29 protein-coding genes are annotated in these 25,931 nt (G+C 63.5%); 12 read left to right on the forward strand and 17 right to left on the reverse strand.

Going from position 1 to position 25,931, the window contains the following annotated elements; translation table 11 throughout:
* The first annotated feature begins 86 nt into the window (after positions 1 to 86).
* Positions 87 to 284, forward strand: coding sequence for a hypothetical protein (locus NHF53_RS13675; protein ID WP_252834638.1), 198 nt, complete (start codon positions 87 to 89; stop codon positions 282 to 284).
* A 189-nt stretch (positions 285 to 473) separates the two neighbouring features.
* On the opposite strand, the gene NHF53_RS13680 is transcribed toward NHF53_RS13675, so the two are convergent.
* Complete coding sequence (locus tag NHF53_RS13680) at positions 474 to 617, reverse strand: hypothetical protein (RefSeq protein WP_252834639.1); 144 nt, start codon at positions 615 to 617, stop codon at positions 474 to 476.
* A 154-nt stretch (positions 618 to 771) separates the two neighbouring features.
* Between NHF53_RS13680 and puuD the strand changes: the two genes are divergently transcribed.
* The 3 genes from puuD to NHF53_RS13695 are packed head-to-tail and all read left to right on the forward strand — an operon-like array spanning position 772 to position 3,785.
* Positions 772 to 2,007 carry a urate hydroxylase PuuD gene (gene puuD / locus NHF53_RS13685; protein ID WP_252834640.1) on the forward strand — a complete coding sequence of 412 codons (1,236 nt, stop codon included), beginning with the start codon at positions 772 to 774 and terminating at the stop codon, positions 2,005 to 2,007.
* Complete coding sequence (guaD, locus tag NHF53_RS13690; RefSeq protein WP_252834641.1) at positions 2,004 to 3,323, forward strand: guanine deaminase; 1,320 nt, start codon at positions 2,004 to 2,006, stop codon at positions 3,321 to 3,323. Before puuD ends, guaD begins: the two co-directional genes overlap by 4 nt.
* A 21-nt stretch (positions 3,324 to 3,344) precedes the next feature.
* A complete protein-coding gene (locus NHF53_RS13695) occupies positions 3,345 to 3,785 on the forward strand; it encodes a potassium channel family protein (protein ID WP_252834642.1) in 441 nt (146 codons plus the stop codon).
* A gap of 30 nt (positions 3,786 to 3,815) precedes the next feature.
* Here NHF53_RS13695 and NHF53_RS13700 read toward each other — a convergent pair whose 3' ends face one another.
* The 6 genes from NHF53_RS13700 to NHF53_RS13725 all read right to left on the reverse strand — a co-directional run bounded on the left by NHF53_RS13700 (position 3,816) and on the right by NHF53_RS13725 (position 7,205).
* Positions 3,816 to 4,556: a metallophosphoesterase gene (locus NHF53_RS13700; protein ID WP_252834643.1), complete on the reverse strand. Its 741-nt coding sequence runs from the start codon at positions 4,554 to 4,556 to the stop codon at positions 3,816 to 3,818.
* A 3-nt stretch (positions 4,557 to 4,559) separates the two neighbouring features.
* Entirely contained in the window at positions 4,560 to 4,916 is a 357-nt protein-coding gene (gene uraH, locus NHF53_RS13705; RefSeq protein WP_114361238.1) for a hydroxyisourate hydrolase, read from the reverse strand.
* Positions 4,913 to 5,413, reverse strand: coding sequence for an ureidoglycolate lyase (locus NHF53_RS13710; protein WP_252834644.1), 501 nt, complete (start codon positions 5,411 to 5,413; stop codon positions 4,913 to 4,915). Before NHF53_RS13710 ends, uraH begins: the two co-directional genes overlap by 4 nt.
* A gap of 2 nt (positions 5,414 to 5,415) precedes the next feature.
* Positions 5,416 to 5,781 carry a DUF86 domain-containing protein gene (locus NHF53_RS13715; RefSeq protein ID WP_252834645.1) on the reverse strand — a complete coding sequence of 122 codons (366 nt, stop codon included), beginning with the start codon at positions 5,779 to 5,781 and terminating at the stop codon, positions 5,416 to 5,418.
* Positions 5,778 to 6,071, reverse strand: coding sequence for a nucleotidyltransferase family protein (locus NHF53_RS13720; RefSeq protein WP_114361235.1), 294 nt, complete (start codon positions 6,069 to 6,071; stop codon positions 5,778 to 5,780). Before NHF53_RS13720 ends, NHF53_RS13715 begins: the two co-directional genes overlap by 4 nt.
* Before the next feature lie 99 nt (positions 6,072 to 6,170).
* The gene (locus NHF53_RS13725) at positions 6,171 to 7,205 is read right to left on the reverse strand and encodes a glutamine synthetase beta-grasp domain-containing protein (protein ID WP_252834646.1); all 1,035 of its coding nucleotides are present in this window, start codon (positions 7,203 to 7,205) and stop codon (positions 6,171 to 6,173) included.
* A 403-nt stretch (positions 7,206 to 7,608) separates the two neighbouring features.
* On the opposite strand from NHF53_RS13725, the gene NHF53_RS13730 reads away from it, so the two are divergent.
* Positions 7,609 to 7,785, forward strand: a complete 177-nt coding sequence (locus NHF53_RS13730; RefSeq protein ID WP_114361233.1) for a DUF2735 domain-containing protein — start codon at positions 7,609 to 7,611, stop codon at positions 7,783 to 7,785.
* 18 nt (positions 7,786 to 7,803) lie between these two features.
* On the opposite strand, the gene alc is transcribed toward NHF53_RS13730, so the two are convergent.
* From alc to NHF53_RS13755, 5 genes are all read right to left on the reverse strand, one after another.
* The gene (gene alc, locus NHF53_RS13735; RefSeq protein WP_252834647.1) at positions 7,804 to 8,826 is read right to left on the reverse strand and encodes an allantoicase; all 1,023 of its coding nucleotides are present in this window, start codon (positions 8,824 to 8,826) and stop codon (positions 7,804 to 7,806) included.
* A 1-nt stretch (position 8,827) separates the two neighbouring features.
* Complete coding sequence (gene uraD, locus NHF53_RS13740; protein ID WP_252834648.1) at positions 8,828 to 9,328, reverse strand: 2-oxo-4-hydroxy-4-carboxy-5-ureidoimidazoline decarboxylase; 501 nt, start codon at positions 9,326 to 9,328, stop codon at positions 8,828 to 8,830.
* Between the two features lies 1 nt (position 9,329).
* Positions 9,330 to 10,253 (reverse strand): allantoinase PuuE, encoded by a 924-nt coding sequence (gene puuE, locus NHF53_RS13745; RefSeq protein WP_252834649.1) that lies wholly within the window; start codon positions 10,251 to 10,253, stop codon positions 9,330 to 9,332.
* A gap of 111 nt (positions 10,254 to 10,364) precedes the next feature.
* Positions 10,365 to 11,072, reverse strand: coding sequence for a DUF1045 domain-containing protein (locus tag NHF53_RS13750; RefSeq protein WP_252834650.1), 708 nt, complete (start codon positions 11,070 to 11,072; stop codon positions 10,365 to 10,367).
* Between the two features lie 113 nt (positions 11,073 to 11,185).
* The gene (locus NHF53_RS13755) at positions 11,186 to 12,364 is read right to left on the reverse strand and encodes an FAD-binding oxidoreductase (protein ID WP_252834651.1); all 1,179 of its coding nucleotides are present in this window, start codon (positions 12,362 to 12,364) and stop codon (positions 11,186 to 11,188) included.
* On the opposite strand from NHF53_RS13755, the gene mnmD reads away from it, so the two are divergent.
* Positions 12,363 to 13,094: a tRNA (5-methylaminomethyl-2-thiouridine)(34)-methyltransferase MnmD gene (mnmD, locus tag NHF53_RS13760; protein WP_252834652.1), complete on the forward strand. Its 732-nt coding sequence runs from the start codon at positions 12,363 to 12,365 to the stop codon at positions 13,092 to 13,094. The two genes, NHF53_RS13755 and mnmD, sit on opposite strands and share 2 nt — an antisense overlap.
* Here mnmD and NHF53_RS13765 read toward each other — a convergent pair.
* Positions 13,083 to 16,727 carry a response regulator gene (locus NHF53_RS13765; protein ID WP_252834653.1) on the reverse strand — a complete coding sequence of 1,215 codons (3,645 nt, stop codon included), beginning with the start codon at positions 16,725 to 16,727 and terminating at the stop codon, positions 13,083 to 13,085. The two genes, mnmD and NHF53_RS13765, sit on opposite strands and share 12 nt — an antisense overlap.
* Before the next feature lie 227 nt (positions 16,728 to 16,954).
* Entirely contained in the window at positions 16,955 to 17,635 is a 681-nt protein-coding gene (locus tag NHF53_RS13770) for a YafY family protein (RefSeq protein WP_252834654.1), read from the reverse strand.
* Positions 17,636 to 17,741: 106 nt separating this feature from the next.
* Between NHF53_RS13770 and NHF53_RS13775 the strand changes: the two genes are divergently transcribed.
* Positions 17,742 to 18,026: a hypothetical protein gene (locus NHF53_RS13775; RefSeq protein WP_114361222.1), complete on the forward strand. Its 285-nt coding sequence runs from the start codon at positions 17,742 to 17,744 to the stop codon at positions 18,024 to 18,026.
* Between the two features lie 52 nt (positions 18,027 to 18,078).
* Here NHF53_RS13775 and NHF53_RS13780 read toward each other — a convergent pair whose 3' ends face one another.
* Positions 18,079 to 18,651: a cytochrome b/b6 domain-containing protein gene (locus NHF53_RS13780; RefSeq protein ID WP_252834655.1), complete on the reverse strand. Its 573-nt coding sequence runs from the start codon at positions 18,649 to 18,651 to the stop codon at positions 18,079 to 18,081.
* Positions 18,651 to 18,926 (reverse strand): PepSY domain-containing protein, encoded by a 276-nt coding sequence (locus NHF53_RS13785; RefSeq protein WP_252834656.1) that lies wholly within the window; start codon positions 18,924 to 18,926, stop codon positions 18,651 to 18,653. The genes NHF53_RS13780 and NHF53_RS13785 overlap by 1 nt, the downstream gene beginning before the upstream one ends.
* 134 nt (positions 18,927 to 19,060) lie before the next feature.
* On the opposite strand from NHF53_RS13785, the gene NHF53_RS13790 reads away from it, so the two are divergent.
* The 4 genes from NHF53_RS13790 to NHF53_RS13805 all read left to right on the forward strand — a co-directional run bounded on the left by NHF53_RS13790 (position 19,061) and on the right by NHF53_RS13805 (position 23,222).
* A complete protein-coding gene (locus NHF53_RS13790) occupies positions 19,061 to 19,561 on the forward strand; it encodes a PepSY domain-containing protein (RefSeq protein ID WP_252834657.1) in 501 nt (166 codons plus the stop codon).
* Positions 19,561 to 20,226: a response regulator transcription factor gene (locus NHF53_RS13795; protein ID WP_114361218.1), complete on the forward strand. Its 666-nt coding sequence runs from the start codon at positions 19,561 to 19,563 to the stop codon at positions 20,224 to 20,226. The genes NHF53_RS13790 and NHF53_RS13795 overlap by 1 nt, the downstream gene beginning before the upstream one ends.
* The gene (locus NHF53_RS13800; RefSeq protein WP_252834658.1) at positions 20,226 to 21,593 is read left to right on the forward strand and encodes a sensor histidine kinase; all 1,368 of its coding nucleotides are present in this window, start codon (positions 20,226 to 20,228) and stop codon (positions 21,591 to 21,593) included. The genes NHF53_RS13795 and NHF53_RS13800 overlap by 1 nt, the downstream gene beginning before the upstream one ends.
* A gap of 261 nt (positions 21,594 to 21,854) precedes the next feature.
* Positions 21,855 to 23,222 (forward strand): DEAD/DEAH box helicase, encoded by a 1,368-nt coding sequence (locus NHF53_RS13805; RefSeq protein ID WP_252834659.1) that lies wholly within the window; start codon positions 21,855 to 21,857, stop codon positions 23,220 to 23,222.
* 67 nt (positions 23,223 to 23,289) lie between these two features.
* On the opposite strand, the gene NHF53_RS13810 is transcribed toward NHF53_RS13805, so the two are convergent.
* On the reverse strand, positions 23,290 to 24,174 hold the full coding sequence (locus NHF53_RS13810; protein ID WP_252834660.1) for a DMT family transporter: 885 nt from the start codon (positions 24,172 to 24,174) through the stop codon (positions 23,290 to 23,292).
* Positions 24,175 to 24,519: 345 nt separating this feature from the next.
* Here NHF53_RS13810 and NHF53_RS13815 point away from each other — a divergent pair, with 345 nt between their 5' ends.
* Positions 24,520 to 25,929 carry a circularly permuted type 2 ATP-grasp protein gene (locus tag NHF53_RS13815; protein ID WP_114361214.1) on the forward strand — a complete coding sequence of 470 codons (1,410 nt, stop codon included), beginning with the start codon at positions 24,520 to 24,522 and terminating at the stop codon, positions 25,927 to 25,929.
* Positions 25,930 to 25,931 lie beyond the last annotated feature (2 nt).

A 25,931-nucleotide genomic window follows, 5' to 3' on the forward strand; every position in this document is an offset into this window, starting at 1 on the left:
TGTTCCATGCTGCGAATATCAAGGCCGGACACATGTGAGCACTCTACCGGAGTTCATTTTTATCAAATCAGGCCTTGACCGAAGGGGTGTCCACACATCACCGCGAGGAACTGGAGGCCGGCCGCCTGATCATGCCCTTCGACATCTTCAAAGAGGACGACAGGACCTACTGGCTTATCTCGCCAAAAAGCCGGCGCAGGTCGGCCAAGGTCATCGCCTTCCACCAATGGATGAAAGAAGCGCTGCCACCCTGGGCCGCACCCGCCGCATCATCCGATCACTAGGCCATGTCCCGCGCATAGAAGCGGCGGAAAGCATACTCGTTATGATCGCAGAAGAGAGCTTCGTATTTCCATCTGGACATGGCCTCATTGGGCGCCAAGGATGGATGGGAACGCAAATCTTTGTGCAATCATCACAGGGGTTGGAACGCTTTGCATCGTCATAGTTTCCGTCGCTGAATGCCTTTCATCTCAGGTGAAGCCGGAAGACTCACCGTCATCGGCTGTCTTGCGTCCATCAATCAGCGGGGCTGCAGACTTCTGCAAACCGGTGAGCTTTCGCAATGCTCCGAAGATCCGGGCCTTCGCGGCCTGGATCACTGCGGCGCTGTCCAATGGAAAAGCGCCTTGATTTCACAGACTTCGGGACGAACAAAGAATCTTCGCATAAACCCCCTTTGCCATGCCCCTCGCCATGGCCAGGGGCTTCCCTTGGCGGCCAATATTTTCCACAGTGTCTAGCCGGGAGGACAAACGGGGAAGTTTTTCAATGTATGAATTCGCCATTGCCTGGGAATGGCTGTCGTTCGCGGCGCGCTGGTTGCACGTCGTCACGGCCATCGCCTGGATCGGTTCGTCCTTCTATTTCATCGCGCTCGACCTCGGGCTGGTGAAGCGGCCGCATCTGCCGGTCGGTGCCTATGGCGAGGAATGGCAGGTCCATGGCGGCGGCTTCTACCATATCCAGAAATACCTGGTCGCACCGGCCACCATGCCGGAACACCTGACCTGGTTCAAATGGGAATCTTACGCGACCTGGCTTTCCGGCTTCGCGATGCTCTGCATCGTCTATTACGGCGGCGCCGATCTCTTCCTCATCGATCGTCACGTGCTCGACCTCACCCAATGGCAGGCGATCGGCCTTTCCGCCGGGTCGCTCGCGGTCGGCTGGATCATTTACGATCTCCTCTGCAAGTCGCCGCTCGGCAGGAACATCTGGGTGCTGATGGGCGTGCTCTACGTCGCGCTGGTCGCCATGGCCTGGGGGTACACGCAGGTCTTCACCGGCCGCGCCGCCTTCCTGCATCTCGGCGCCTTCACTGCGACGATCATGTCGGCCAACGTCTTCCTGATCATCATCCCGAACCAGAAGATCGTGGTCGCGGACCTGATCGCCGGCCGCACGCCCGACCCGAAATACGGCGTCATCGCCAAGCAGCGCTCGCTGCACAACAACTACCTGACGCTGCCCGTCATCTTCTTCATGCTGTCTAACCATTATCCGCTGGCCTTCGCCACGGCCTACAACTGGGTGATCGCCGCGCTGGTCTTCCTGATGGGCGTCACCATCCGACACTGGTTCAACACCGTGCATGCCCGCAAAGGTCGCCCGCTCTGGACCTGGATGCTGACGACGGTGATCTTCATCGTCATCATGTGGCTCTCGACCGTCCAGAAGCCGCCGGCGAACGAGGAAAGCTCTGTCGCGCCGGCCTTCCGGCAATTTGCCGAGAACGCGCATTTCTCCGCCGCCCGCGATGTCGTGCAGTCGCGCTGTTCGATGTGCCACGCCGAGCAGCCCGTCTGGGAGGGTATCCCGCGGCCGCCGAAGGGCGTGAAGCTTGAAACGGATGCGGACATCGCGGCCCATGCGCGGGAAATCTACTTGCAGGCGGGGCGCACCCATGCCATGCCGCCCGGCAACATAACCGAGGTGAGCGGCGAGGAACGCGCGCTGCTCGTCGCCTGGTTCGAAAGCGCCGTGGAGGAAAACAGGACCCGATGAGCGACAGGACGATTATCCGCGGCCGGCTTCTCTCCTTCCTCCGCAAGCCGGAATCGGCGAGCGATGAAGGATGCTATCGTTACGAGAGCGACGGCGCGCTGATCGTCGAGGGCGGCCGGATCGTCGCCTGCGGCGCCTATGCAGACGTGAAGGACAAGGCGCCGGAGGGGACGCGCGAGATCGACCATCGACCCCATCTGCTGATGCCCGGTTTCATCGACACTCACCTGCACTTCCCGCAGATGCAGGTGATCGGCTCCTATGCCGGCGGCCTTCTCGAATGGCTGAACACCTATACCTTCCCGGAGGAGCGCCGGTTCGCCGACGCGGCTCACGCCTCGCGGATCGCGAGTGAATTTTTCGACGAGCTGCTGCGCAACGGTACGACGACCGCGGTCGCCTACTGCACAGTGCACAAGACCTCCGCCGACGCCTATTTCGCCGAAAGCCTCAGGCGCGGCACGCTGATGCTCGGCGGCAAGGTGATGATGGACCGCAATGCTCCGGAGGGTCTCCTCGATACGCCGGAACAGGCCTACGAGGAAACGAAGGCGGTGATCGCTGCCTGGCATGGCCGCGGCCGCAACCTCGTCGCAATCACGCCGCGCTTTGCCATCACCTCGACGCCGGAGCAGATGGAGGTCGCCCGCGTCCTCGCCGGCGAATTCCCGGATCTTCACATCCAGACCCACCTGTCGGAAAATCACGACGAGATCCGCTACACCTGCGAGCTCTTTCCCGAGGCGAAGGACTATACGGACATCTACGCCCGCTACGGCCTGCTCGGACCGAAAAGCCTGTTCGGGCACGCAATTCATCTATCGGAGCGAGAGGCGGACGCGATGAGCGAAACCCGCTCGGTCGCCGTGCACTGCCCGACCTCCAACCTCTTCCTCGGTTCCGGGCTCTTTCCCTGGCGGACGTACGAGCGGCGCGGCAAGCCGCTCAGAATCGCGGTCGCAACCGACGTCGGCGGCGGTACGAGCTATTCCATGCTCTCCACCATGGCCGAGGCCTACAAGATCCAGCAATTGCTGGGCGAGCGCCTCAATCCGCTCGAGAGCTTCTACCACATGACGCTCGGCAATGCGGAAGCCCTGTCGCTCTCCGACCGGATCGGTACGCTGGAGCCGGGCACCGATGCCGACTTCATCGTCCTCGATGCTGCGGCCACGCCGGTGATGAAGCTCCGGATGGAAACGGTGAGCACGCTCACGGAAGAGCTGTTCCTCCTGCAAACGCTCGGCGACGACCGCTCCGTCATCGAAACCTATGTGGCCGGCAAACCGATGAAGCCGGCGACATCGCCGGCCTGAACTTCACCCGGGAGATAGATCATGGGCTTGCTGTTTCTGAACCTCTTCGTCGGAACCGTGATGATCTCCCTCAATGTGGTCATCCACAGCTTCGGGCTGATCTGGGTGACCCATGCCATGGGCTGGATAACGGATCGGATGCGGCTGCATCGCCGCCGTAGTCACCTGCTCGCAATGAACAGCGTCGTGATCGGCGTCTTCGCCGTTCTGACCTGCGAAGTCTGGCTCTGGGCGATCTGTTACAGCCTCATCGGCGTCATTTCGGACTTCCCTACCGCCCTCTACTTCTCCACGATAACCTTTGCCACCGTCGGCTACGGCGACATCGTCGCCCATTCCGACTGGCGGATGCTCTCGGCCCTGGAGGGCGTGTGCGGCTTCCTGCTGATCGGCTGGTCGACAGCCTATCTCGTTGCCGCCGGCATCCGCGTCGGCCCGTTCCGCTCGGGCGAGCACTTCTGACCGGTAGCGCGGTGAGCGCCCGTTTCCGCCCTACCGGATGAAGCCCGTGGCGAGAGCGCTTGCCCAGTCCGATCGGCCGTTCGCCGCGGCAAGCTCCGCCATAGCCATATGATCGTAGGGCACCTGCCGGAACGTGACCGCCCAGGCGTCGCCACGCTTCTCGCAGACGGCGTAACAGGCATGCACGTTGCGGGCTTCCACCTTGTGCGGATAGGGCCGGTCGTCGGTATACGCCGGGCAGCCGACGCTGCCGGGATTGACGACGAGGCGCCCGTCCGCAAGCCGCACGGTGCGGGGCAGATGGGTGTGGCCGCAGAGAATGAGCGGCTGCGAAACGCCCGCCGCCGACGCTTCGATTTCGGTAGCCGGACGCGGCACGACGTGCCCACCGGACGTGACCGTTTCCAGCCAGTACGTGCTGTCGTCCTTCGGCGTTGCGTGGCAGAGATAGACCTCGTCCCGCCAGATCATGTTGGACGGCAAGGCTCTGATCCAGTCCCGGCTGCGCTCGTCGAGCTGCCGGAAAGCGTGAGCATCCGACGGCCCCATGGCTTCCACGGGCTGCTCGACGAGATAGCGATCATGGTTGCCGCGCACGGTCGGAAGACCGAGTCCGAGCAGGATTTCTGCCGTTTTCCCGGCCTCCAGAGGTCCGGAAAAGCAATCGCCGAGATTGACGATCGCGTCGATACCGAGCCGGCGGATATCCTTCAACACCGCCTCGAGGGCGAGATGATTGCCGTGGATGTCGGCGATCGCGGCGAAGATCATCGCTCAGCTGCCCCGGTAGGTCGAATATCCGTAGGGCGAAAGCAGGAGCGGGACGTGATAGTGCGCCTGCGGATCGCAGACGCCGAACCGGATCGGTATCACGTCGAGGAAGGGGGGAACCGTCAGCGGCGCGCCCTGTCCGTGCAGGTAGTCGCCGGCATGGAAGAGCAGTTCGTACTGGCCGACCTTGAAATTCTCGCCCGAAAGGATCGCGCCTCCGTCGATCCGTCCGTCGGCATTGGTGAACACGGTGCGGATGATCTCCGCCTCCTCGCCGTTCATGCGCAGAAGCTGGATCTTCATGCCCTCGGCGGGTTTTCCAAGCGCTGTGTCGAGAACATGGGTGGTGAGACCGGTCATAAATGCGGCTCCAGTATCGTGAACGGGGAATCGAAAAAATACTCTTCCAGATTGTTGCCGGGCCCGTCCCGGTCGACAACCAGAAAATCGCTCACCTCCCCGACGGCCATCAGCGGATGGTGCCAGACATTGCGGCGATAGTTGACGCCCTGGTCCGGTCGCGCGAGGAAGACCTGCGGGCGCCCCGGCCTGCCGCCCTCGTCTGGCGAAACGGCGACCAGAAAGGGCCGCCCGGAAAGGGGAGAAAAGCTCTGGCTGCCGAACGGATGACGCTCCATCATGCCGATCGCATAAGGGAAGGCGCGCGGCTGCCCACGGAAAATGTTGACGATCACCCGCGCGCCCTCGCCCGCGACTTCCGGCGAAAACAGCGCGTGGAAGCGTTCCGTCGTGCCGCCGTTGATGAGACGCATGGTCGAGGGATCGGCCTCGATCACCTCGCCGAAGGGGGAAAAGGTTTCGGCGGTGAGAGGCTGGACCGTGAGGGCCTGAGACAATCCTATTCCCCTTGCGCGTATCGGTTGAGAATACCGTCCAGCGTCGCGGCCAAAGCCGGCGCCTCGACGAGAGCGGCCTCGTATACCACACGTAGATTGACCGAAAGATAACCGTGCGCCATGCGGTTTCTCATACCGCGCATAGCCGTCCAGGGTATATCCGGGTGCTCGGCGACAAATTCGGGAGCCTTCACTGTTACCTGGCTTGCGGCTTCCGCGACGATGAGCAGGGTCATGTCGATGGCCCGCTGCAGCACCAGATCACGCTCAAACTCTTCGAACGACCGGTCTCCCAGCATCTGCCTGGCCTCGCCGGCAGCCTGCCTCATCTCCCGCAGCAGTAACGGCAGGCGTTCTGAGGCATTCATACCGGTCTCGCCTCGGCTAATACTCGCGATCGGATCTCCGGCGGGAGATCACCCGGGGTAAGTAGATTCACAGGGACGCCCTGCAGAAGGTCTTCCAGCGCCGACTGTAGTCCCCCGAGAGTAAACAACGTAGAGCCCGGAAGATCGTCTACCAGAATATCCAGGTCACTGTCCGGCCGATCCTCGCCGCGGGCGACGGAGCCGAAGACACGCGGGTTCGCCGCGTTGAAGCGCTTCGTCGCTTCGCGGATCGCCTGCCTGTTCTTCTCCAATGCTTCCGAGGGGCGCATCTCTTTGTCTCCTTTCGCCAATATAGCGAAGACCCGCGCAAACGAAAACAGCGCCGGCTTTCGCCGGCGCTGCCGCAATGTCAGTTCGTTCGTCGGGCTTCAGGCCGCGGCAGAAGCCGCCAGCGGAACTTCCGAGATCGTCTTCAGAACCTGCGAGGCGATCGCATAGGGGTCGCCCTGGGAGTTCGGACGGCGGTCTTCGAGATAGCCGCGGTAGCCGTTGTTGACGAAGGAATGCGGAACGCGGATCGAAGCGCCGCGGTCGGCAATGCCGTAGGAGAACTTGTTCCACGGAGCCGTCTCGTGCTTGCCGGTCAGGCGCATATGGTTGTCCGGACCGTAGACGTCGATGTGCTCCTTCCAGTTCTTGGCGAAGGCAGCCATGAGGGCTTCGAAGTATTCCTTGCCGCCCACTTCGCGCATGTACTTGGTCGAGAAGTTGCAGTGCATGCCCGAGCCGTTCCAGTCGGTGTCGCCGAGCGGCTTGCAGTGGAACTCGACGTCGATGCCGTACTTTTCGCAGAGACGGAGAAGCAGGTAGCGCGCCATCCAGATCTGGTCGGCGGCTTTCTTGGAGCCCTTGCCGAAGACCTGGAATTCCCACTGGCCCTTGGCCACTTCGGCGTTGATGCCTTCATGGTTGATGCCAGCGGCGAGGCAGAGGTCGAGGTGCTCTTCGACGATCTCGCGGGCGATCGCGCCGACGTTCTTGTAGCCGACGCCGGTGTAATACGGGCCCTGCGGCGCCGGGAAACCCTGTTCCGGGAAGCCGAGCGGACGGCCGTTTTCGTAGAAGAAGTACTCCTGCTCGAAGCCGAACCAGGCATCCTCGTCATCGAGAATGGTGGCGCGGGTGTTCGACGCATGCGGCGTGACGCCGTCCGGCATCATGACTTCGCACATGACGAGAACGCCGTTCGTGCGGGCCGGGTCCGGGTAGACGGCGACGGGCTTCAGAACGCAGTCCGAGCTGTGGCCTTCGGCCTGCATCGTCGAAGAGCCGTCGAAGCCCCAGAGCGGGAGCTGTTCGAGGGTCGGGAAGTTGTCGAATTCCTTGACCTGCGTCTTGCCGCGGAGGTTCGCTACCGGCTTGTAACCGTCGAGCCAGATATACTCGAGTTTGTACTTGGTCATCCTTGGTCTCTCTTCAGTGGGCACTCATCTGACGCACCACAAAGGTGAAACCTCCGGGCGACGCCATTCCGCGTCTAATAAAGCAGGAACCGTGCCAACTGCGACCGACCACGCTCCGGCCGGCACGTTTTGTCGCAGGCACGGGTTCGCGGGCACGTCTGAGATATGAAGATTCCTTAACAATTTCGGCCGATCTCGTGGACGCTGACCTGCCTCACTTTTGACCGCCGGCGGAAGAGCGCGATGATGAATTCGTGCTCAGTACCGCCCCTGATGCATAATTGCCCACTTTTTATGCAATTAGCACATTTGGTGTGCATTCGCTTTCAAAAACTGCTAGAAACGAATTATCGCGCCCGGGCGTTCTCAGCCCGGAGCAGAATGGAAAACGAGAGGCAGCAGCATGGCGACGAACATTGTTCGGGAATCTGCGAAGATCTACGAATTCCCGGTTCGCAACATCCAGAGACTGAAGGACGCGCAGGAGAACCGCGCCCGCCCGCTGATCTACGACAGCGGCTGCGGCAGCTGGTATCACGAGGAAGCCATCCGCGAAGAGGAAGAGGCGCGCAAGCAGTAGCGCGCCCCGGATTCGGAATCAGGCCTTCACACCGAAGAGCCGCAGGCGCATGACGCCACCGTCGGGATGCATGGCGAAGCGCACATGGGTGACCGGCCCGATATCGGCGATCACTTCGCCGGCATACTCGTGGACCTTGTCCATCTCCAGCTTCTGGCGGGGAAGAACCGGTCTCCAGGCCTCCGATGCCGCGATGTCGGCTTCCGACAGCGTGTCGCCGAGCTCCGGCAGATAGGCGCCGAGCAACTCGCAAGTGTCGGGATAATTTCCCTTGAAGAAGTGCGTGTCGACGACCACCCGGCGGATGATGCCCGGATGGCCGAGGCGGATCACCGCCCAGTCGTGCCCCGGACCGCGGCGGCGCTTGGTCTCCCAGCCGTCGCCCATGTTGAGGCCACGCTCCGGTCCGAGCATCTTGTCGGGATGACCGTAATGGGCATCCGACCAGGCGAGCGATTTCGCACCGTGAAAGATATAAGCGAGATCGATTTCCTCGTCTGATCCGACCTTGGACCAGTCGAAATAGGCCGTGCCGTAGACGCGGAGACGGGCAACGCCACCGTCCGGATAGATGTGCAGGCGAAGATGCGTCCACACCCGCTCGCGATCGGCATTCTCGAAGAAATGCTGCGCCGAAGGGCCGAGCGGGCTCTTGGGCAAAAGTTCGGACCATTCGGTCGCATCTGTCGGATCGCCGTCCGCCACGAAGGCTGCCTCAATCGAGCAGTGCGGCGGATAATTGCCGGTGAAGAAGTGCGTGTCGACGTCGAAGCCGGTGATCCGGCCCGGCATGGCAAGGCGGATCACCGACCAGTCGTGGCCGGGCACGCGCTTGCGACGGCTTTCCCAGCCGTCCATGTACTTGCCGTTGTCGTCGTAGAGTTCAGGATCGAAGGTGGCCGGCGCGTCATTCAACATACGCTCCAGCGGCGCGAAGAACTCGTCGGTCGCAAAGACGCCCTTCGCCCCGAGGCGAGCCGAGGCGAGGTTGACGCAGCCTGCCGCGAAACCGGGCAGGAGGACGGTCGAAATTTCGGGCATGTCAGTCGTTCTCCGGAATGAGGCTTTCGAGTCGAAGCCGGGCAATCTTCTCGACCTGCGCGCAGGCGGTCTCGAACTCCTGCTCTCGGCTGTTGGCGATACGGGTTTCGAAGGCAGACAGGATGTCGTCCCTGGTCAGCCCCTTGACGGCAATGATGAAGGGAAAGCCGAACTTTTCCGTATAGGCCTCGTTGAGCGCGGTGAAACGGGCGTGCTGCGCAGGCGACAGCCGGTCGAGGCCGGCGCCGGCCTGTTCCTTGCGACTGTCCTCGGTCAGTTCGCCGGCGATCGCCAGCCGCCCCGCGAGGTCCGGGTGCGCGCGCAGCACGCCGAGCCGTTCCGCTTCGCTCGCTGCACGGAATGCCGCGCACATGGGCGCGTGCACGCCGGAGGCGGTGAGAGGTCCGCGAATGGCTCCCGCGTCGAAAGCACGCTCGGCAATGAAGGGGGAATGCTCGAATACGCCGCCAAAGCGGGCGATGAAGTCGTCTCTGGCCACCATGTCAGATGCTGTCCGGCTTGTGGTGTTCGTGCCAGTGGCGGGCGATCTCGATCCGACGCGGGATCCAGACCTTCTCGTGCGAGAGCACGTAGTCGATGAAGCGGGCGAGCGCCGCGGCGCGGCCCGGCCTGCCGACGAGGCGGCAGTGCAGGCCGACATTCATCATCTTCGGCGCGCCGCTCTTCCCCTCCGCATAGAGCACGTCGAACGCATCCTTCAGATAGGTGAAGAACTGGTCGCCGGAATTGAAGCCCTGCGGCGTCGCGAACCGCATGTCGTTGGTTTCGAGCGTATAGGGGATGATGAGGAAGGGCTTTCCGTCCAGGCCCTTCACCCAATAGGGCAGATCGTCGGCATAGCTGTCGGAGGAATAGAGGAAGCCGCCCTCCTCCATGACGAGCCTGAGCGTGTTCTCGGAGGGCTTGCCCTGGTACATGCCGAGCGGGTGCGAGCCGGTCAGTTCCTTGTGAAGGCGCACCGCTTCGAGAATATGCTGGCGCTCGACCTCTTCCGGGAAATCCTTGTATTCCAGCCAGCGATACCCGTGGCTGGCGATCTCCCAGCCGGCTTCCTTCATGGCGGCGACCGCTTCCGGGTTGCGGGCCATGGCAAGCGTCACGCCATAGACGGTCACCGGCACCTTGCGTTCGGTGAACATCCGCCAGAGCCGCCAGAAACCGGCCCGCGAACCGTATTCGTAGATCGATTCCATGTTGAGATTGCGCTGGCCTGGCCAGGGTTGCGCCCCGACGATCTCGGAAAGCAGGTTTTCCGACGCCGGATCACCGTCGAGGATCGAGCTTTCGCCGCCCTCCTCGTAATTGACTACGAATTGCACGGCAATGCGGGCGTCGTTCGGCCATTTCGGATCGGGAGCGGCACGGCCGTAGCCAACGAGATCACGCGGATAATCGTCCTTCAGCATCAAATCACCTTCGTCATGCGGATGCCGAACGGTAAGCACGGAGACCGGCGATGTCGAGACGGAAAAGATGCGCGGAGCGCTGCCTTTCCGGCAGCGGTGACGACCGCCCGGTCAGGCGATCTTGCGCACCGAAATTCGGCCGAGCGGGTGCAGCGAATGCACCTGGAAGGGCGCGCCCGGCTCCCGCTCGACAAAGAGCGCGAGATTGGCGACGACCAGCCGGTCCTGCAGCACAGGATCGAAATGGCGACGCAGTGCCGCTTCGACCCTCTGAAAATCCTTGGCGAGCAGCGGCCCCGTCAGCGTCATGTGAAAGCGAAACTCGTCCATCACGTAAGGATGGCCCCAGCGGTAGAGATTGGCGAACTGCGGCGCCGACAGTCCTTCCGGACTGCGCCGTTCGATCTCCGCCTCGCTGAACGGCGCACGGAAGGCATCGAACTCCTGGACGACGGACGCAGCGAGATGGTCGAGCGGCGGGCAGGCATTCGACAGCAGGAGACCGTAGAAATCGCCGAGCCGGGCGACCTCCAGCCGCGGAAGCGCGATCGGTTCGACGGTGCCGGCAAAGCGCATGAGGCGATTGAGAAGCGAGGCCTCCGTCTGCCCCTCGGCCAGCCGGAACGGTGCCTTGAAGGTCGCATGGAAGCCGGCGCGGCGCGGCAGCGCCGTATGGAAAGCAATCTCGTGCAGACCGAGCCCGGGCACCACCGGATGGTCGACGGGAAGGTCCGAAAAGACGTTCCGCCCGAGCCATGCCGAAGCGGCGTGGGTCAGAGGATCGCCCGGAGGCGGCGTGAAATAGATCGCATACCGCATCGCAACTTCTCCGCGTGACTGCTGACGGCGAACTTTAGCAATCGCCGTTACACGCAAGCTGATAGGTGATTTGCGTGACAGTATGACGACGGGAGGTCGTTGAAATTTCTCGTTTAACGAGAGGCGACGGCGACGTGGCTCGAAAGGTGGAAGGATGTCGGAAGAACAGGAGTGCCGCCTTCGACGGCCTGCAGCGCGGCGTCGGCGAGCCGGTGCGCGAGACCGAAACTGACCTTGAAACCGCCCGTCAGCGCGATCACGTTGCGGTGATCGGGATGCTCTCCCACCATCGGATCGCGGTCGATCGCCTTCGGCCGCAGGCCGGCCCAACGCTCGACCACCTCGGCGTTTTCGAGCACCGGCGCGAGGACGCGCGCACGCGCGACGACCTCGTCCAGTTGCGCGTCGGTCGAGAAGGGGTCGGCAAAGCGGTTCTCGCTGGTGCTGCCGACGGCAACGCGCCCGCCTTCGTGCGGGACGACGTAGAGTCCGTCCAAATAGAGGAGCGGAAGATCAGGATCGATATCGGCAGCAAGCAGGGCCGCCTGCCCCTTCACCGGCTGGCCGAGCGGGCGGGGAAGCGGCGCGCCAAGCGCCTCCAGGATCGGGAACGACCGGTATCCGGCCGCGACGATCGCGTGACCGAAAGCCACCTCTTCTCCGGTGGAGAGCGTTGCAATGCCGCGGGCGGCGTCGAAGCGGTCGAGTTCGGCGCCTTCGCGAATTCGCACATGCCGTGCCGAACGCAGGAAGGCTCCGAGAAGAGCAGAGACGCGACGCGGGAAGACATGGGCGGCCAGCGTGTCGAAGACCAGGCCCGATGCGGCGTGCTCGGCGGCCGGCCAGTCGTTTCCGCAGGGCGATGCGTCACGCACGCTCCAGGCGAAACTGCGGCCTCCCGCAATCCAGCGCTCGCCGGCCTCCTTCTCGTGCTTTTCGGCGATCACCCGCAAATGCGGCTTCGGCAACGGGATCAGCCGGCCGCTGCGCCGATAGCCCGCCAAGACACCGGTCTCACGCTCCAGCGATGCGATCTCCTCCTCCAGCGAGACGAGCGCCTCGAACTGGAACTGCTTCTTGTCCGACCAGTTGTCCGGCATATGCGGCATCAGCGCACCCATGAGGCCGCCGCTCGCGCCGCGGCCGATCTGGCCGCTGTCGATCAGCAGGGTGTCAATGCCGCGGCGCTCGGCCCGAACGGCCGCCCAGAGGCCCATGACGCCGCCGCCGACGATCAGGAGGCCGACGCGCGATTGACCCGCGCGGACAGGAGCAGTATCGGCTACGTGCATGACAGGATCCAGTTCGATACCGACGGCCGGCGACAGCGGCACGCTCTTGTGGCACGAGGGCGATATGCCCTATTCGGCCGCCTTTGGCGATCACTTTTATTGCCAGACGGACGGCCGCCTCGAATGCGGCCATGTCTTCCTCTCGGGCAACGGGCTGCCGGCGCGCTGGGAGACGGACGGGCTCTTCCGGATCGGCGAACTCGGCTTCGGCACCGGCCTCAACGCCTGCGAGACCTGGCGGCAGTGGAAGCTCACCCGCAGGCCCGGCGGCGCACTGCACCTCGTCTCCTTCGAGCTTTATCCGATGTCGACAAACGATCTTTCGCGCGCTCTCTCCCGCTGGCCGGAGATCGAAGCCGAGCGCGAGATGCTGACGGCGCTCTGGCCGCCGGAACCCGGCGGCACCATCGACCTCGCGCTTGACGAGGCGACGAGACTGACGGTCGTCTGCGGCGACGCATTCGCGTCCGTCTCAGCCACCGAACTCGCCTTCGACGCCTGGTACCTCGATGGCTTTGCGCCCTCCCGCAACAGCGCCATGTGGTCGGCCGAACTGATGAGCGCCGTCTTCGCGAAAACCGTGGAGGGCGGCACGTTCGCGACCTATGCGGCGGCGGGCTTCGTCAGGCGGAACCTGATTGCCGCAGGCTTCGAGGTCGAGCGGCGAAAGGGCTTCGCCGGCAAGCGGGAAATGCTCTGCGGCGTGAAGCCGGCCCGTTCAGGCGCCTGAAACGGCGGCCTTGGTCCCGTCCCCGGACCCCGCGAGCCAACGCCCCATCTTGGCGGCGAGTTGTTCCGGTCCGACCGGCTTGGAGAGATAGTCGTCCATGCCGGCACCGAGGCAGATGTCCCGGTCGCTGTCGAGTGCATGGGCGGTAACGCCGATGATCGGGACGTGCCGGCCGTCTCCCGCGGCCCTCTCGCGCTCGCGGATCGTCTGCGTCGCCTGAAGCCCGTTCATGACCGGCATCGAGACATCCATCAGGATGAGACGCGGGCAATGCCACTCCCAGGCGTTCACGGCGGCCTGCCCGTCGGTGACGATGGCAAAGCTCAGGCCGGCGGCCTGCAGGATCTGGGTAAAGACGATCTGGTTGACCTCGTTGTCCTCCGCCACCAGGATTTCGTAGCCGGCTGCGGCAACACCGGTTTCCTTCTCCGCCTCACCGGCGGGCAAGGCTCCTGACAAATCCGGAAGGGCGGACGTTGCCTCCGAGGCAGAATTGCCATGGCGCAGGCGCGCCGCGCGCACTACGTCGATGATCGCATTCCGCAGGAGATTGCTGCGCGCCGGCTTCATCAGATGGGCATCGACCTTCAACTGCTCAAAGGCGCGCTCGTCGCCCACCGCATCCATCGACGTGAGGAAGATGATCGCCACATCGCAGAAGCGCGCGTCTTCGCGAATCCTGCGCGCCAGATCGACACCGCTCATGCCCGGCATCTGATCGTCGATGATCAGGGCATCGACAGTCACACCGACGCGGAAGGCCTCCTCGATGATCGCGAAGGCGGCCGGACCGCCATCGACGGCCAGGCCATCGAAACCCCAGCCGACGAGCTGTTCGGCAAGAATGTTCCGGTTGAGGGCGTTGTCGTCGACGACGAGCACTCGCGCGCCCTCGACATTCGGAGGCAGTGCGCGATGCTGAAGGCGGGTGCCTGCCGTCTTGAACGGCAGTCGGACCGTGAAAACCGAACCTCGCCCGAGTTCGCTGCCGACCTCGACGCTGCCCCCGAAGAGCCCGACGAGGCCGGCGGTGATCGCCAGTCCGAGCCCGGTCCCTTCGTGCCGGCGGGTCGAGGATGCGTCGGCCTGCGAGAACTTCTCGAAAATCGTCCGTCGCTTGTCTTCCGGAATACCGATGCCGGTGTCCTCGATCCTCACCGTCATCATGACCTCGCCGTCGGCGGCGGGCTCGCTGGAAAGGGCGACGAGCACATGCCCCTTCTCGGTGAACTTGATGGCGTTGCCGACCAGATTGGTGACGATCTGCCGGAACCGCCCGGCATCGCCGATGATCAGATGGCGGGCGGCGGCATCTCCTTCCACGACGAGTTCAATGTCCTTTTCTGCTGCCGCCGTAGAAAGCAGCGTCGCCACGTCTTCGACCGCGTCGATCGGATCGAACGCCATCTTGCGCAACTGCATCTGCCCGGCGTCGATCTTCGAGAAATCGAGAATGTCGTTGATGATGGTCAGCAGGGCCTTGCCGGATTTCACGATGATATCGACGAAGGTCTTCTGGCGGGTGTCGAGATTGGAGCCGGCCAGCAGCTCCGCCATGCCGAGCACCCCGTTCATCGGTGTGCGGATTTCATGACTCATGTTGGCCAGGAACTCCGACTTCGCCCGGTCTGCCGCTTCGCTCCGCGCGAGCAGGACCGTGAGCTCATGCTCGCGCTTCTTCATCTCCGTTATGTCCGAATAGACGAGCATCCAGTGTCCGCGGCCGCTCACCGTCGCATCGACCTGGACCCAAGTCCGGCCGTCGGCGAGGAAGACCTCGGAGAAACCCTTCTGCGCCTCGATCTTCTCCTGCCACTTGCCGAGCCGCTCCATCGGATCGGCGCCGAAATCCCCGCGCCTGGCGCAATAGGCGAAGGAGGCATGCCAGCTCTGGCCTGGCTCCACAAGCCGCGCCGGGACATTCAGGATTCGCGCCAGCGCCTCGTTCGACTGCAGGATCACGCCGTCCTCGACGAAGGCTAGGCCCTGCGACATGACCCGCGTTGCATCGTGCATGAACTGGCCGAGCCGCTCCAGTTGCAGGCGCGCCTCGGTGATTTCCTGCTCCTGCCTGCGGAAGGCAGTGAGGTCGGAATAGGTAATCAGGATCTTGTTGTCGAACAGCTTCGTCGTGGTAATCAGCACCTGCTTGCCGTCCGGGTAGACGACCTCATGCTGCATCGTGCCGTCGAGGGCCTGCAACTCCGCAATGCGCGCGACGAGACCGGTCTCGAAGGGCTGGTTGTCCGGCCAGCCCCAACCGCGATCGAAGTTCGCCTTCGTATAACTTCTGAACGAGAGACCCTCGAGCGGTGCCCCATCCGGCCAAGCCCAGATCTCGCGGCTCCGCGGGTTGGAAAACTCCACGACGAGATTCTGGTTCAGCACGACGACGCCGACCGGCATGGTTTGCAGCACGGATTCGAGCCCGTGATAGAGCTTTTCGGTCCGTGCCTGCGCATCCAGCAACTGCTGCTCGCGTGCCTTGAGCAGCGTCACATCCGAGATGGAGCCGACGAGGTAGGGCGTCTGGTTCGGCGTGATGATCCGGCTCACCCGCGTGACGACGGCAGCGGGACGGCCGTCCGGAAGGGTCACGTCGGCAGCTCGTTCGATCAACTCTCCGGTCCGCAGCACTTCGACATTGTCCCGATGAAACTCCGCGCCGAGTTCGGGAATCATCTGCTCCTCGTCGAGCCCGTACACGCTTTCCAGCGTGCACTGATGCATCTCCTCGTAAGCCTTGTTGGCAAAGATGAAGCGATGTTCCTTGTCGCGAATGAACACGGGAACCGGTAGCTGTTCGATGGTCGTGCGGTAAAGGACGCTTTCCTGCTCGCGCCTGTGCAGGGTCGTCACGTCCGAGTAGGTAACGAGAATCTCGCCGCTTTCCAGATACTGGGCCACGACCGACAGCACCATTCCCCGCGTCGTCTCGAACTGTGCAGTACCGCCCTGCCCGTCGTTGCTCAGGATCTGTGCGAGCCGACGGGTATAGAAGGTTTCGAAATCCTCCTCCCCGTGCTGGTAGACACCCCGGCAGTAGTTGCTACGGACGAAATCCCGGTAGCTCATGCCAACGAGTCGCGCTGGCCGATCGGCGCCGAGCATGGCGCCGAGAGCCTCGTTGAAATACTCGATGACGAGCTGGTCGCTGAGCAACAGGACACCGACCGGCAGGAACCGCAGCAGGCTTTCGACATGACGATCCAGGGAGGCCACGCCCTCTTTCGCCTCCGGTACAGATGTCGGTGGCGCGACGGTGACCGCCTGGCCCGAGATATCGCTCGCCTCGGCTCCCTCGGCGAAAAGGTAGGAGCGGCCGTCTTCGTTCGAGAATCGCTCGATTGTCAGGCGGTACGCCCGTCCGGAGCAACCCGAGACCAGAACCGTCTCTTCTTCCCCGAAGACGATCGCCCGCCGCTCGCGGTCGTCACGTCCACCGGCGTCCACACGGTCGAAGAGCTCCTGATCGGTCTTGCCGACAAGATCCTCGGGATGGAGGCCGAAGAGCCGCGCATAGGCCTCGTTGACGGCGACGTAGCGAAGCTCGCTGTCCTTGATGCATGCGGGATCGGCCAGATCGGAGATCTTGGTGCACGCCCTTTCCAGCAAATCACTAACACGCGTCATCGCTCATCCCCCGAAGCGAAGATGCCGATCAATGGTAAAGGGTCCGTCACCAGCCCACCCGAACGGCCGGCACGCACATCGGGATGTGTGCTCATTGTCGACCGGGCGGGGAAAGACGAAGAAAAGGGCAAGAGAATCAGGACCGGAGAACGGGTTCAAAACGAAGTGACATCAAAATACGCCGCAAGACTTGCCCCAGCCTGAAAGCCGCGCGACCGGCCGCCCCTTCAACCGGCGACGCCGTCCAGATAGCGCTCGAAACTCCGTTCCTCGTCGGGCGGAAAGGTTTCATCGAGCAGGATCGCACCTTCGAGACGGTCGAGACGAAAATCCCGGAAGCCGTCACGCAGCTCGCACCAGGCCGTCAGCAACCAGAGATTTCCGAAGGCGCTGAGGCCGAGTGGCCGAACGACGCGCCGGGTCACCCCTCCGGAGAGACTGTGATAGCCGATCTCGATCTTGCGACGGGCGGAGATCGCCTTTCGGACGAGATCAAAAGAAGTCGGAACGCCCGCATGGCTGCCGCTGCGGAACGCCCGGAGCGGCGCCCGCCGCAGCCTCTCGACATGCTCCTTCGGCAGCGAGGCCTCGAGCTTTTCCAGCGCCTCGCGCGCCGCGCGGCCGAGCGAATCATTGCCGAGCATCTGTACCGCCCGCACGCCGAAGGCGAGCGCCTCCAGTTGCTCGAAGGTGAAGACCAGCGGCGGCGCGTCGAAATCCTCCCGCAGCAGGTAACCGACGCCGGGTTCGCCATCGATCGGCGCCCCCGATCCGACGAGATGCTCCATGTCGCGGTAGATCGTGCGCCGGGAGACCTCCATCTTCTCGGCGATCTCGGCGGCGGTCATCGCCCGGCCGGTGGCGCGCATCAACTGGATGATTCGGAAGAGGCGGTCGGCAGGACGCATGAATCGGTACTCAGCTGAGCGATTGTGGCCACAAGGCTGTCAGCAGCACTGTGCTTAAACCTCGCCATCCGGTCAACCGGCCGGCAGTCAAGACAAGGAGCACGACATGGAAAAGGCATACGAACTGGTGGTCTACGACGTCGCGGACCGGGAGAGCGCGATCGCGGCGCGGGAAAGCATCAAGGCGGTTCTCTCCACCTTTCCCGGCTATCTCGGCTGGACGACGCTCGCCGCCGCCGACGGCAGCGCCAAGCTCGCCGACATGGTGACATGGCGTTCGCTCGAAGAGGCGAAATCGGCGGCAAAGAAGTTCGAGAGCGATCCGGCCTTCGCGCCGTTCATGGCGCACGTCGCCGGAATCAATCTGATGGGGCATTTTTCCGAGGTCTGAACTCCGGAAAAGAACATCCGGCGCCAGGCGAAGGCCTGCCGCCGGTCTTCTTTCATTCGGCTCTTTTCCAGCCGGTGATCATGGCGCGCACGAGGTTTTCCTTGTGCTCCAGACTGGCGAGAACGACGCCGCAGATGTGGAGAGCGACCAGCGCGAGCGTCGCATAGACGAACGTCTCGTGCGCTTCCTCTACCCACTCGACGCCCCAGAAGGTGTCGGTGGTCATCATGTAGCCGCTCGTGGCAATCCCCGCGATCATCAGGAGAAGAGCCACCACCATCGCGCCGCCGGCCGGATTGTGGCCGATGTAGCGCTTGGCACGCATGCGGGCGGTATCGAGAAGGAACGACAGGACCGTGAGCGGGCTGTAGACGAAGCTCGAAAACCGGGCATGGTGGCTACCGAAGAGCCCCCACAGCACCCTGAACGCGATCAGTCCGGCGATCACGTAACCGGAAATGATGTGGGCCGATTTCCACTCGTCCCCGGTCAGGTACGAAAAGGCGAAGAAGCCGACCAGCGACCAGTGGAACAACCGCACCAGCGGGTCCCAGACTTTCACAACCCCCGGCCGCGATTCGCGGCCGGAAGCGGTGCCGGGCATTTTCCGCACGGCTTCGTTCATCAGTCGGCTCCGGCAGTGCCGGCCTGCTCACCGGTTTCCGGGTTGTAGAGCGCTTCGACCTTGCCGCCCTTCGAGTCGATGCCGTAGACTTCGTAGCAGCCGTTCTCGACCTTGATCTTGCGGACTTCCATGCCTTCGCCGGTCAGCTTCGCCTTCAGGGCGTCCTCGGCCATCCACTTGTCCTTCGCAACGTCGCAGGAGGTGCTTTCTTCCGCGTGAGCGACAGCGCCGAGGGCGGAAAGAGCGAAGATCGAAGCGATAAAGGTCTTTTTCATGGGAACATCCTTTTGCAACCGGCCGCAGCACCATTGCCGCCGACCGTTGATGCGGAACCTAGTCGACCGATGCTGATCGATAACTGACAGAGATTGTCAGTGAAATGTCAGCTTCACGGTGTTACATCGCTCCCATGAGTAAGAGACTTGGAGACTGGCTGTCGCGACTCTCGCTCGCGGGGCTGGTCGTCACGGTTCTGCTGGCGACGACTCCGCATGTGTATGCGGACGACGACGGTCACGATGATGGGCACGAGAGTTCAGACAGCGATTCTGGCGACGGCGGACACGACGACGGCGGCGGTGATGACGGCGGCGACGGCGGTAGTGGTGGTGGTGGTAGTAGCGGCGGCGGTAGCTCGAGCGGCAGAAGCGGCGGCAGCTCCTCGTCCGGTGACCGCGACGACAGCCGCGATCGTATCCAGAAGGCGGTCGCCCTCGGCAAGATGAAGTCTCTGGCGACGCTCCAGAAGATTCTCCGCCAGCGTGTCAGCGGCGACATCGTATCCGTCGAGCTCCTCCGCCGGGGCCGGCGCCCCGTGTACGAGTTCCGCGTGCTGAAACCGAACGGTCGGGTCGTCGAAGTCAATATAGACGCCGCGACCGGCAGTATCCTGCAGATCGAGAATAACTGATGCGTCTCCTGCTTGTCGAAGATGACCGGCTCATCGCCCGGAACGTGATCGCCCATCTGGAGCGCGAAGGTTTCGTCGTGACCCATGAAACCGACGGCGAATGCGGCTGGTTCACCGGCGATTCGGAGGAGTTCGCCGCCGTGGTGCTCGACCTCGGCCTGCCCGGCATGGACGGGCTTTCGGTCCTCAAGCGCTGGCGAAGCGGTGGACGGGCAATGCCCGTCCTGATCCTCACCGCCCGAGGCAACTGGCAGGAGCGTGTCGAAGGCATCGACGCCGGCGCCGACGACTACCTCACCAAGCCCTTCCAGATCCCGGAGCTTCTTGCACGCCTGCGCGCCATCATTCGCCGCAGTTGCGGTCAGTCGACACCGGTCATGCTCATCGGCAGCATCGAGATCGATCCGAGGACCAAGTCTGTCAAGCGCGACGGACTGCCGGTGAGCCTGACGCCGCTCGAATATCGCTGTCTGGTCCATCTGGCGCACAACCGCCAGCGCAACGTCTCGCAGGCGGAGCTCACCGAACAGCTCTACGCACAGGACTTCGAACGGGAGAGCAATTCGGTCGAGGTGTTGATCGGCCGCCTGCGCCGCAAGCTCGGACGCGAAATCATCGAGACCAGGCGCGGCTACGGCTATCGCATCGCCGGAGATGACGGCTGATGCATTCCATCCGCAGCCGCTTCTTTCTCGTCTCGGTTGCCAGCGTGCTGCTGGCCCTGACGATGGCGAGCCTCGCCTTCATCGAACTCTTCAGGAGCAATCTGGAGCGACGCGTCGATCAGGAACTGACCAACCACATCAACAACATCGCCGGCGCCCTGCGGGTGACCGGGGAAGGCAATCTGGCGCTGCCCAAGACCCCGACCGACCTCCGCTTCCAGATGCCCTATGGCGGGCTCTACTGGCAGGCGGAGGATGACATTCGCAAGCAGACGCTACGCTCGCCTTCGCTGTGGGACTACGTGCTGGCCCTTCCGGTCGATGTCCACGAAAGCGGAGAGATCCACAGGTATCACCTGAGGGGGCCGGATGAATCGGATCTCATTGTCCAGGAGCGCAAGGTGATCCTGACGGCACCGGAAGGAGAACGCGAGATCCGGATTGCCGCCGCGATCGACGCCGCGGTGGTCGCGAAGGCCGGCGGCGAGTTCGCCCGCGACATGCTGCCCTACGCGGCAGCGCTCGCAATCTTCCTGATCGCCGCCTCGCTTGCTCAGCTCACCTACGGCCTGCGTCCGATCTCTTCCGTCAGCGAAGGGTTGAACCGTATCCGGGAGCGCAAGGCCGACCGGCTGACGGGCCGGTTTCCGGAGGAGCTTCGCCCCGTCGTCGAAGCGGTCAACCGGCTGCTCGATTCGCAGTCCGATATCCTCACGCGGGCACGCGCCGCCGCCGGTGATCTCGCGCATGGATTGAAGACCCCGCTCACCATTCTCGCAAACGATGCCGAAACCCTGCGTGAAAAGGGTGAAACCGAGCTCGCCCACGAACTCGCGCACATCGCGACCGTCATGCAGGCCCACGTCGACCGCGAACTGACCCGCAGTCGCCTCGCCGTCAATGCGGAGCTGCATCGTTCCGTCTCCGATCTCCGCAACACCGTCCAGACCATCGTGAGAACGTTGAAACGGACACCGCTCGGCGAGCACCTCGACTGGAGAATCTCGATACCGCCGGACGTCGTGCTCGACGTCGACCCGCATGACCTGCACGAACTGATCGGCAACATCCTCGAGAATGCATCGAAATGGAGCCGCAACTGGGTCTCGATCCGTCACGTCGAGACGGGCGGCAAGCTCATGCTCATCGTGGAGGACGACGGTCCCGGGGCCGACGCAGAAGGCATAAGCCTGATGACGGAACGTGGGATGCGGCTCGACACGCAGAAGCCGGGTACGGGCCTCGGACTGGCCATCGTCCGCGATATCGCGACCGCCTACGAGATCGATTTGCTCATCGAAAACCGTGAGGAAGGCGGGCTGCGGGTGACGCTCGGCTTCGGTCCGGCACGCTGCGCTGCAAAATAACTGCTTGACTTTCCTGACCGCAGGCCCCACATCCGGTGTGCTTTCACCTTCCGGCCGCCGCGTGAGCGAGCCCAGCGACATCTGAGACGCGAAGAAGGCAAGGCGCAGAGAGAATGCGGCGATCACCATCGCCGATGCGCTGGAAAGTTCTTCCAACTTACAAGTTCCCAAATCACGCGGGGTTCTTGACGCCAATGCCAACCGGTTCGCAAACCCGCGATCCGGACGAATGGTTTTTGGCGCCCCCGAAAGGCAAATGCTTTGACCACTTTCGACGACCTTGGCTTGTCCAAGAAAATCGTGAAGACCCTCGGCCATCTCGGCTTCGAGACGCCCACCCCCATCCAGGCCCAGGCCATCCCGATCGTCATGGAAGGCCGCGACCTGATCGGCCTCGCCCAGACCGGCACCGGCAAGACGGCCGCCTTCGGCCTGCCGATCATCGAGGCGCTGATGGCGAGCGAAGCTCGTCCCCAGAGCCGCTCCACCCGCGTTCTCATCCTCGCACCGACCCGCGAACTGGTGAACCAGATCGGCGACAACCTGCGCGCCTTCTGCCAGAAGCTTCCGCTCAAGATCATCCAGGTCGTCGGCGGCGCCTCGATCAACAAGCAGCAGTTCCAGCTGGAGCGCGGCACCGACATCCTCGTCGCCACCCCCGGCCGCCTGCTTGACCTGATCAGCCGCGAAGCCGTGACGCTGCGTCACGTCACGCACCTCGTCCTCGACGAGGCCGACCAGATGCTCGACCTCGGCTTCATCCATGATCTTCGCAAGATCGCCAAGATGGTTCCGACGAAGCGCCAGACGCTCCTGTTCTCGGCCACCATGCCGAAGACGATCGCCGACCTCTCCGCCCAGTTCCTCTCGAACCCGGCCAAGGTCGAAGTGACCCCGCCCGGGAAGGCTGCCGACAAGATCGAACAGCACGTCCATTTCGTCGCCGGGCAGAACGCCAAGACCGAGATGCTGAAGAAGATCCTGACGGAAAATCCGGACGGCCGCTCCATCGTCTTCCTGCGCACCAAGCACGGTGCGGAAAAGCTGATGAAGCACCTCGACATCACCGGCTATTCGGTCGCCTCGATCCACGGCAACAAGAGCCAGGGTCAGCGCGAGCGGGCGCTGAAGGGCTTCCGCGACGGCGAGATCAAGACGCTGATCGCCACCGACGTTGCCGCCCGCGGCATCGACATCCCGGCTGTCAGCCACGTCTTCAACTACGATCTTCCGGAAGTCCCGGACGCCTACGTCCACCGCATCGGCCGTACCGCACGTGCCGGCCGCGACGGCATCGCCATCGCGTTTTGTGGCCCGGATGAAGGCCGCCTGCTGCGCGACATCGAAAAGCTGATGGGCATCGAGATCGCCGTCGCCTCGGGTGAACCGCCGGCGAACCTTTCCCGGCCCGTCCGTCCGCAGCGCCGTGGCGGCGCCGGTGGCGGTGGCAACAACCGCAACCACCAGGGCGGCCAGGGTCGCGGCAAGTCCGAAGGCGGCGCCAAGGCCGACGGTCGCCCCGCCGGCAAGCCGGGCCACCGCAAGGGCGGCAACCGCCCGGGCAACGGCTTCGGCCAGGGCCGTCCCGCACGCTCCGGCAACGCCGGTGGACGCCGCCGCGAGGCGTGATGCTCCGCTACGAGCAAGAAAAGTTGAATGGCGTGGCTTCGGCCGCGCCATTTTCGTTTGGGCAGGTTCACGCCCCTTTCGGCACGGCCTTGCGGTTGGTGAGGTAGACGCCGGCGACGGCGAGCGCCGTTCCGGTCATCATCCAGACGGTCAATTGTTCACCGAAGGCGATCGCCGCCTCGACGGCGGCAAGCGGCGGGACGAGATAGATGAGCGAGGCGGCTTTCGACACGTCCCCGCGGCGGATCAGGTAGAGGAGCAGCATCACAGCTCCCATCGAGATTCCGAGCACCGACCAGCCGAGCGTCGCAAAGAGACCGAGGCCCCATTCGACCCGCATGTCCTCGATCAGGTAGGCGGCGGGCAGTGTGACGGCAAGCGCGCCGACATATTGCAGCGTGGCGACCGTGCGGATGTCGCCTTCGTGCAGGTAGCGCTTCTGGTAGATCGTGCCACCGCTGACGAAGGCCATGCCGATGATGTTGACCACGACCGCAAAAGCGGGAATGGCAGAGGCGTCGACGGCGAAGACCTTCGGCAGCACGGCGATCGCGATGCCAACGAAGCCGAGCAGCAGCCCCAGCCGCTGCGACGGGCTGAGCCGTTCGCCGACCAGGCGGGTCGCCGCGATGCCGGTCATCAGCGGCTGCAGTCCGGCGATGATACCCGAGAGCGCTGCCGGGACGCCCTGCCCGATCGCCCACCACAAAGCGCCGAGATAGAGACCGTGAAGAAGAATTCCGGAAACCAGGGCATGGAAGAATGCCTCCGGCCTCTTCGGCCATGCCGCGCCGGTCGAACGGCAGACGATGTAGAACAGCGCCGCCGCCACGGCGTAGCGCAATGCGAGAAATGTCAGCGGATCGGCAAACCGGTCGGCGAACTTCGCGACCACCCAGCCCGTCGACCAGAGAAACACGAAGAGGATGGGCGCAAGGCGGGCAAGTGTCACGGGTCTCTCCGGATCGGGAGATTACGGGTTAGCGGGCGGGAGGGGCAAGCTCAACGGAGTTTTGTTGATCGCTGTCATCAATTCCGCTAATCGGCAGAGATGCCCAAAAGTTACGCACTCGCCAATGCCCAAATTTCAGGCAGCCGAGAGCAGATCCAGGCCGCAACCGTTCGTCGCGCCGCCCGCATCCCGGCGCCTGCCCTGAATATTCGCCGAAAAAGCGCAAGCGATGTCGCGCAGCGAAAGGAGAACGACCACCGAAAAAAGTAGGTATTCCCGATTGTGCACGCTTCTTGCATCGTTGAAGATGCTGTTGCGGAACGAAGAACGACAAAGGGGGGCGCATTGACGTTCGATGAAATGCTGACCGCGGACAAGGATCCGCGGACGCCGTACCGGACCTACCACGAGTGGTACTCCGGACAGGATCCCGTAAGGCTGGTGGCGAAGTCCAGGGACGCGGAGAACATCTTCCGCAAGACCGGCATCACCTTCGCCGTCTACGGCCACGCCGATTCCTCGGAGAAACTGATCCCCTTCGACATCATTCCGCGCATCATTTCCGGCCGGGAATGGCGCCGTCTCGCCCAGGGCATCGAGCAGCGCGTGCTGGCGCTCAACGCCTTTCTCGACGACATCTACCACAAGCAGGAGATCGTTCGCGCCGGCCGCATTCCCGCCCGGCTCATCGAGCGGAACGAGGCCTTCCTGCCGGAGATGATCGGTTTCCGCCCGCCGGGCGGCGTCTACACCCACATCGTCGGCACCGACATCGTACGCACCGGCGAGGACCAGTTCTACGTGCTGGAGGACAATGCCCGCACGCCCTCCGGCGTCAGCTACATGCTGGAAAACCGGGAAACCATGATGCAGATGTTTCCCGAGCTCTTCCAGCTCAACAAGGTCCGACGCGTCGAGGACTACCCGCACCTGCTGCGCCAGAGCCTCGCCTCGCTCGCCCCGCCCGGATGCAAGGGCAAGCCGCGCGTCGCCGTCCTCACGCCGGGCATCTACAATTCCGCCTATTACGAGCATTCCTTCCTGGCGGACATGATGGGCGTCGAGCTCGTCGAGAGCTCGGACCTGCGCGTCATTGACGGAAAGGTGAAGATGCGCACCACCCGCGGCTACGAGGCGATCGACGTGCTCTATCGCCGCGTCGACGACGACTTCCTCGATCCTTTGACGTTCCGGCCGGACTCCTGCCTCGGGGTTGCGGGAATCATGGACGTCTACCGCGCCGGCAACATCACGATCGCCAACGCGCCCGGCACCGGGATTGCCGACGACAAGGCGATCTATTCCTACATGCCGGAAATCGTCGAGTTCTACACCGGCCGCAAGGCGCTTCTCGAAAACGTGCCGACCTGGCGCTGCTCCGAGCCCGACAGCCTGAAATACGTGCTGGAGCATCTCGAGGAACTGGTCGTCAAGGAGGTGCACGGCTCCGGCGGCTACGGTATGCTGGTCGGGCCCGCCGCCTCCAGGAAGGAGCGGGCCGCCTTCGCCGCCAAGCTCAAGGCGCAGCCCTCGAACTACATCGCCCAGCCGACGCTTTCGCTTTCCACGGTACCGATCTTCGTCAACAAGGGCATGGCGCCGCGCCATGTCGACCTGCGGCCCTACGTGCTCGTCTCCGACAAGGTGCAGATCATCCCCGGCGGGCTGACGCGCGTGGCCCTGAAACAGGGATCGCTCGTCGTCAATTCGAGCCAGGGCGGCGGCACCAAGGACACCTGGGTTCTGGAGGACTGACG

Origin of the sequence: Ciceribacter sp. RN22 (assembly GCF_024054295.1) — a bacterium.
Lineage (GTDB): Bacteria > Pseudomonadota > Alphaproteobacteria > Rhizobiales > Rhizobiaceae > Allorhizobium > Allorhizobium lividum.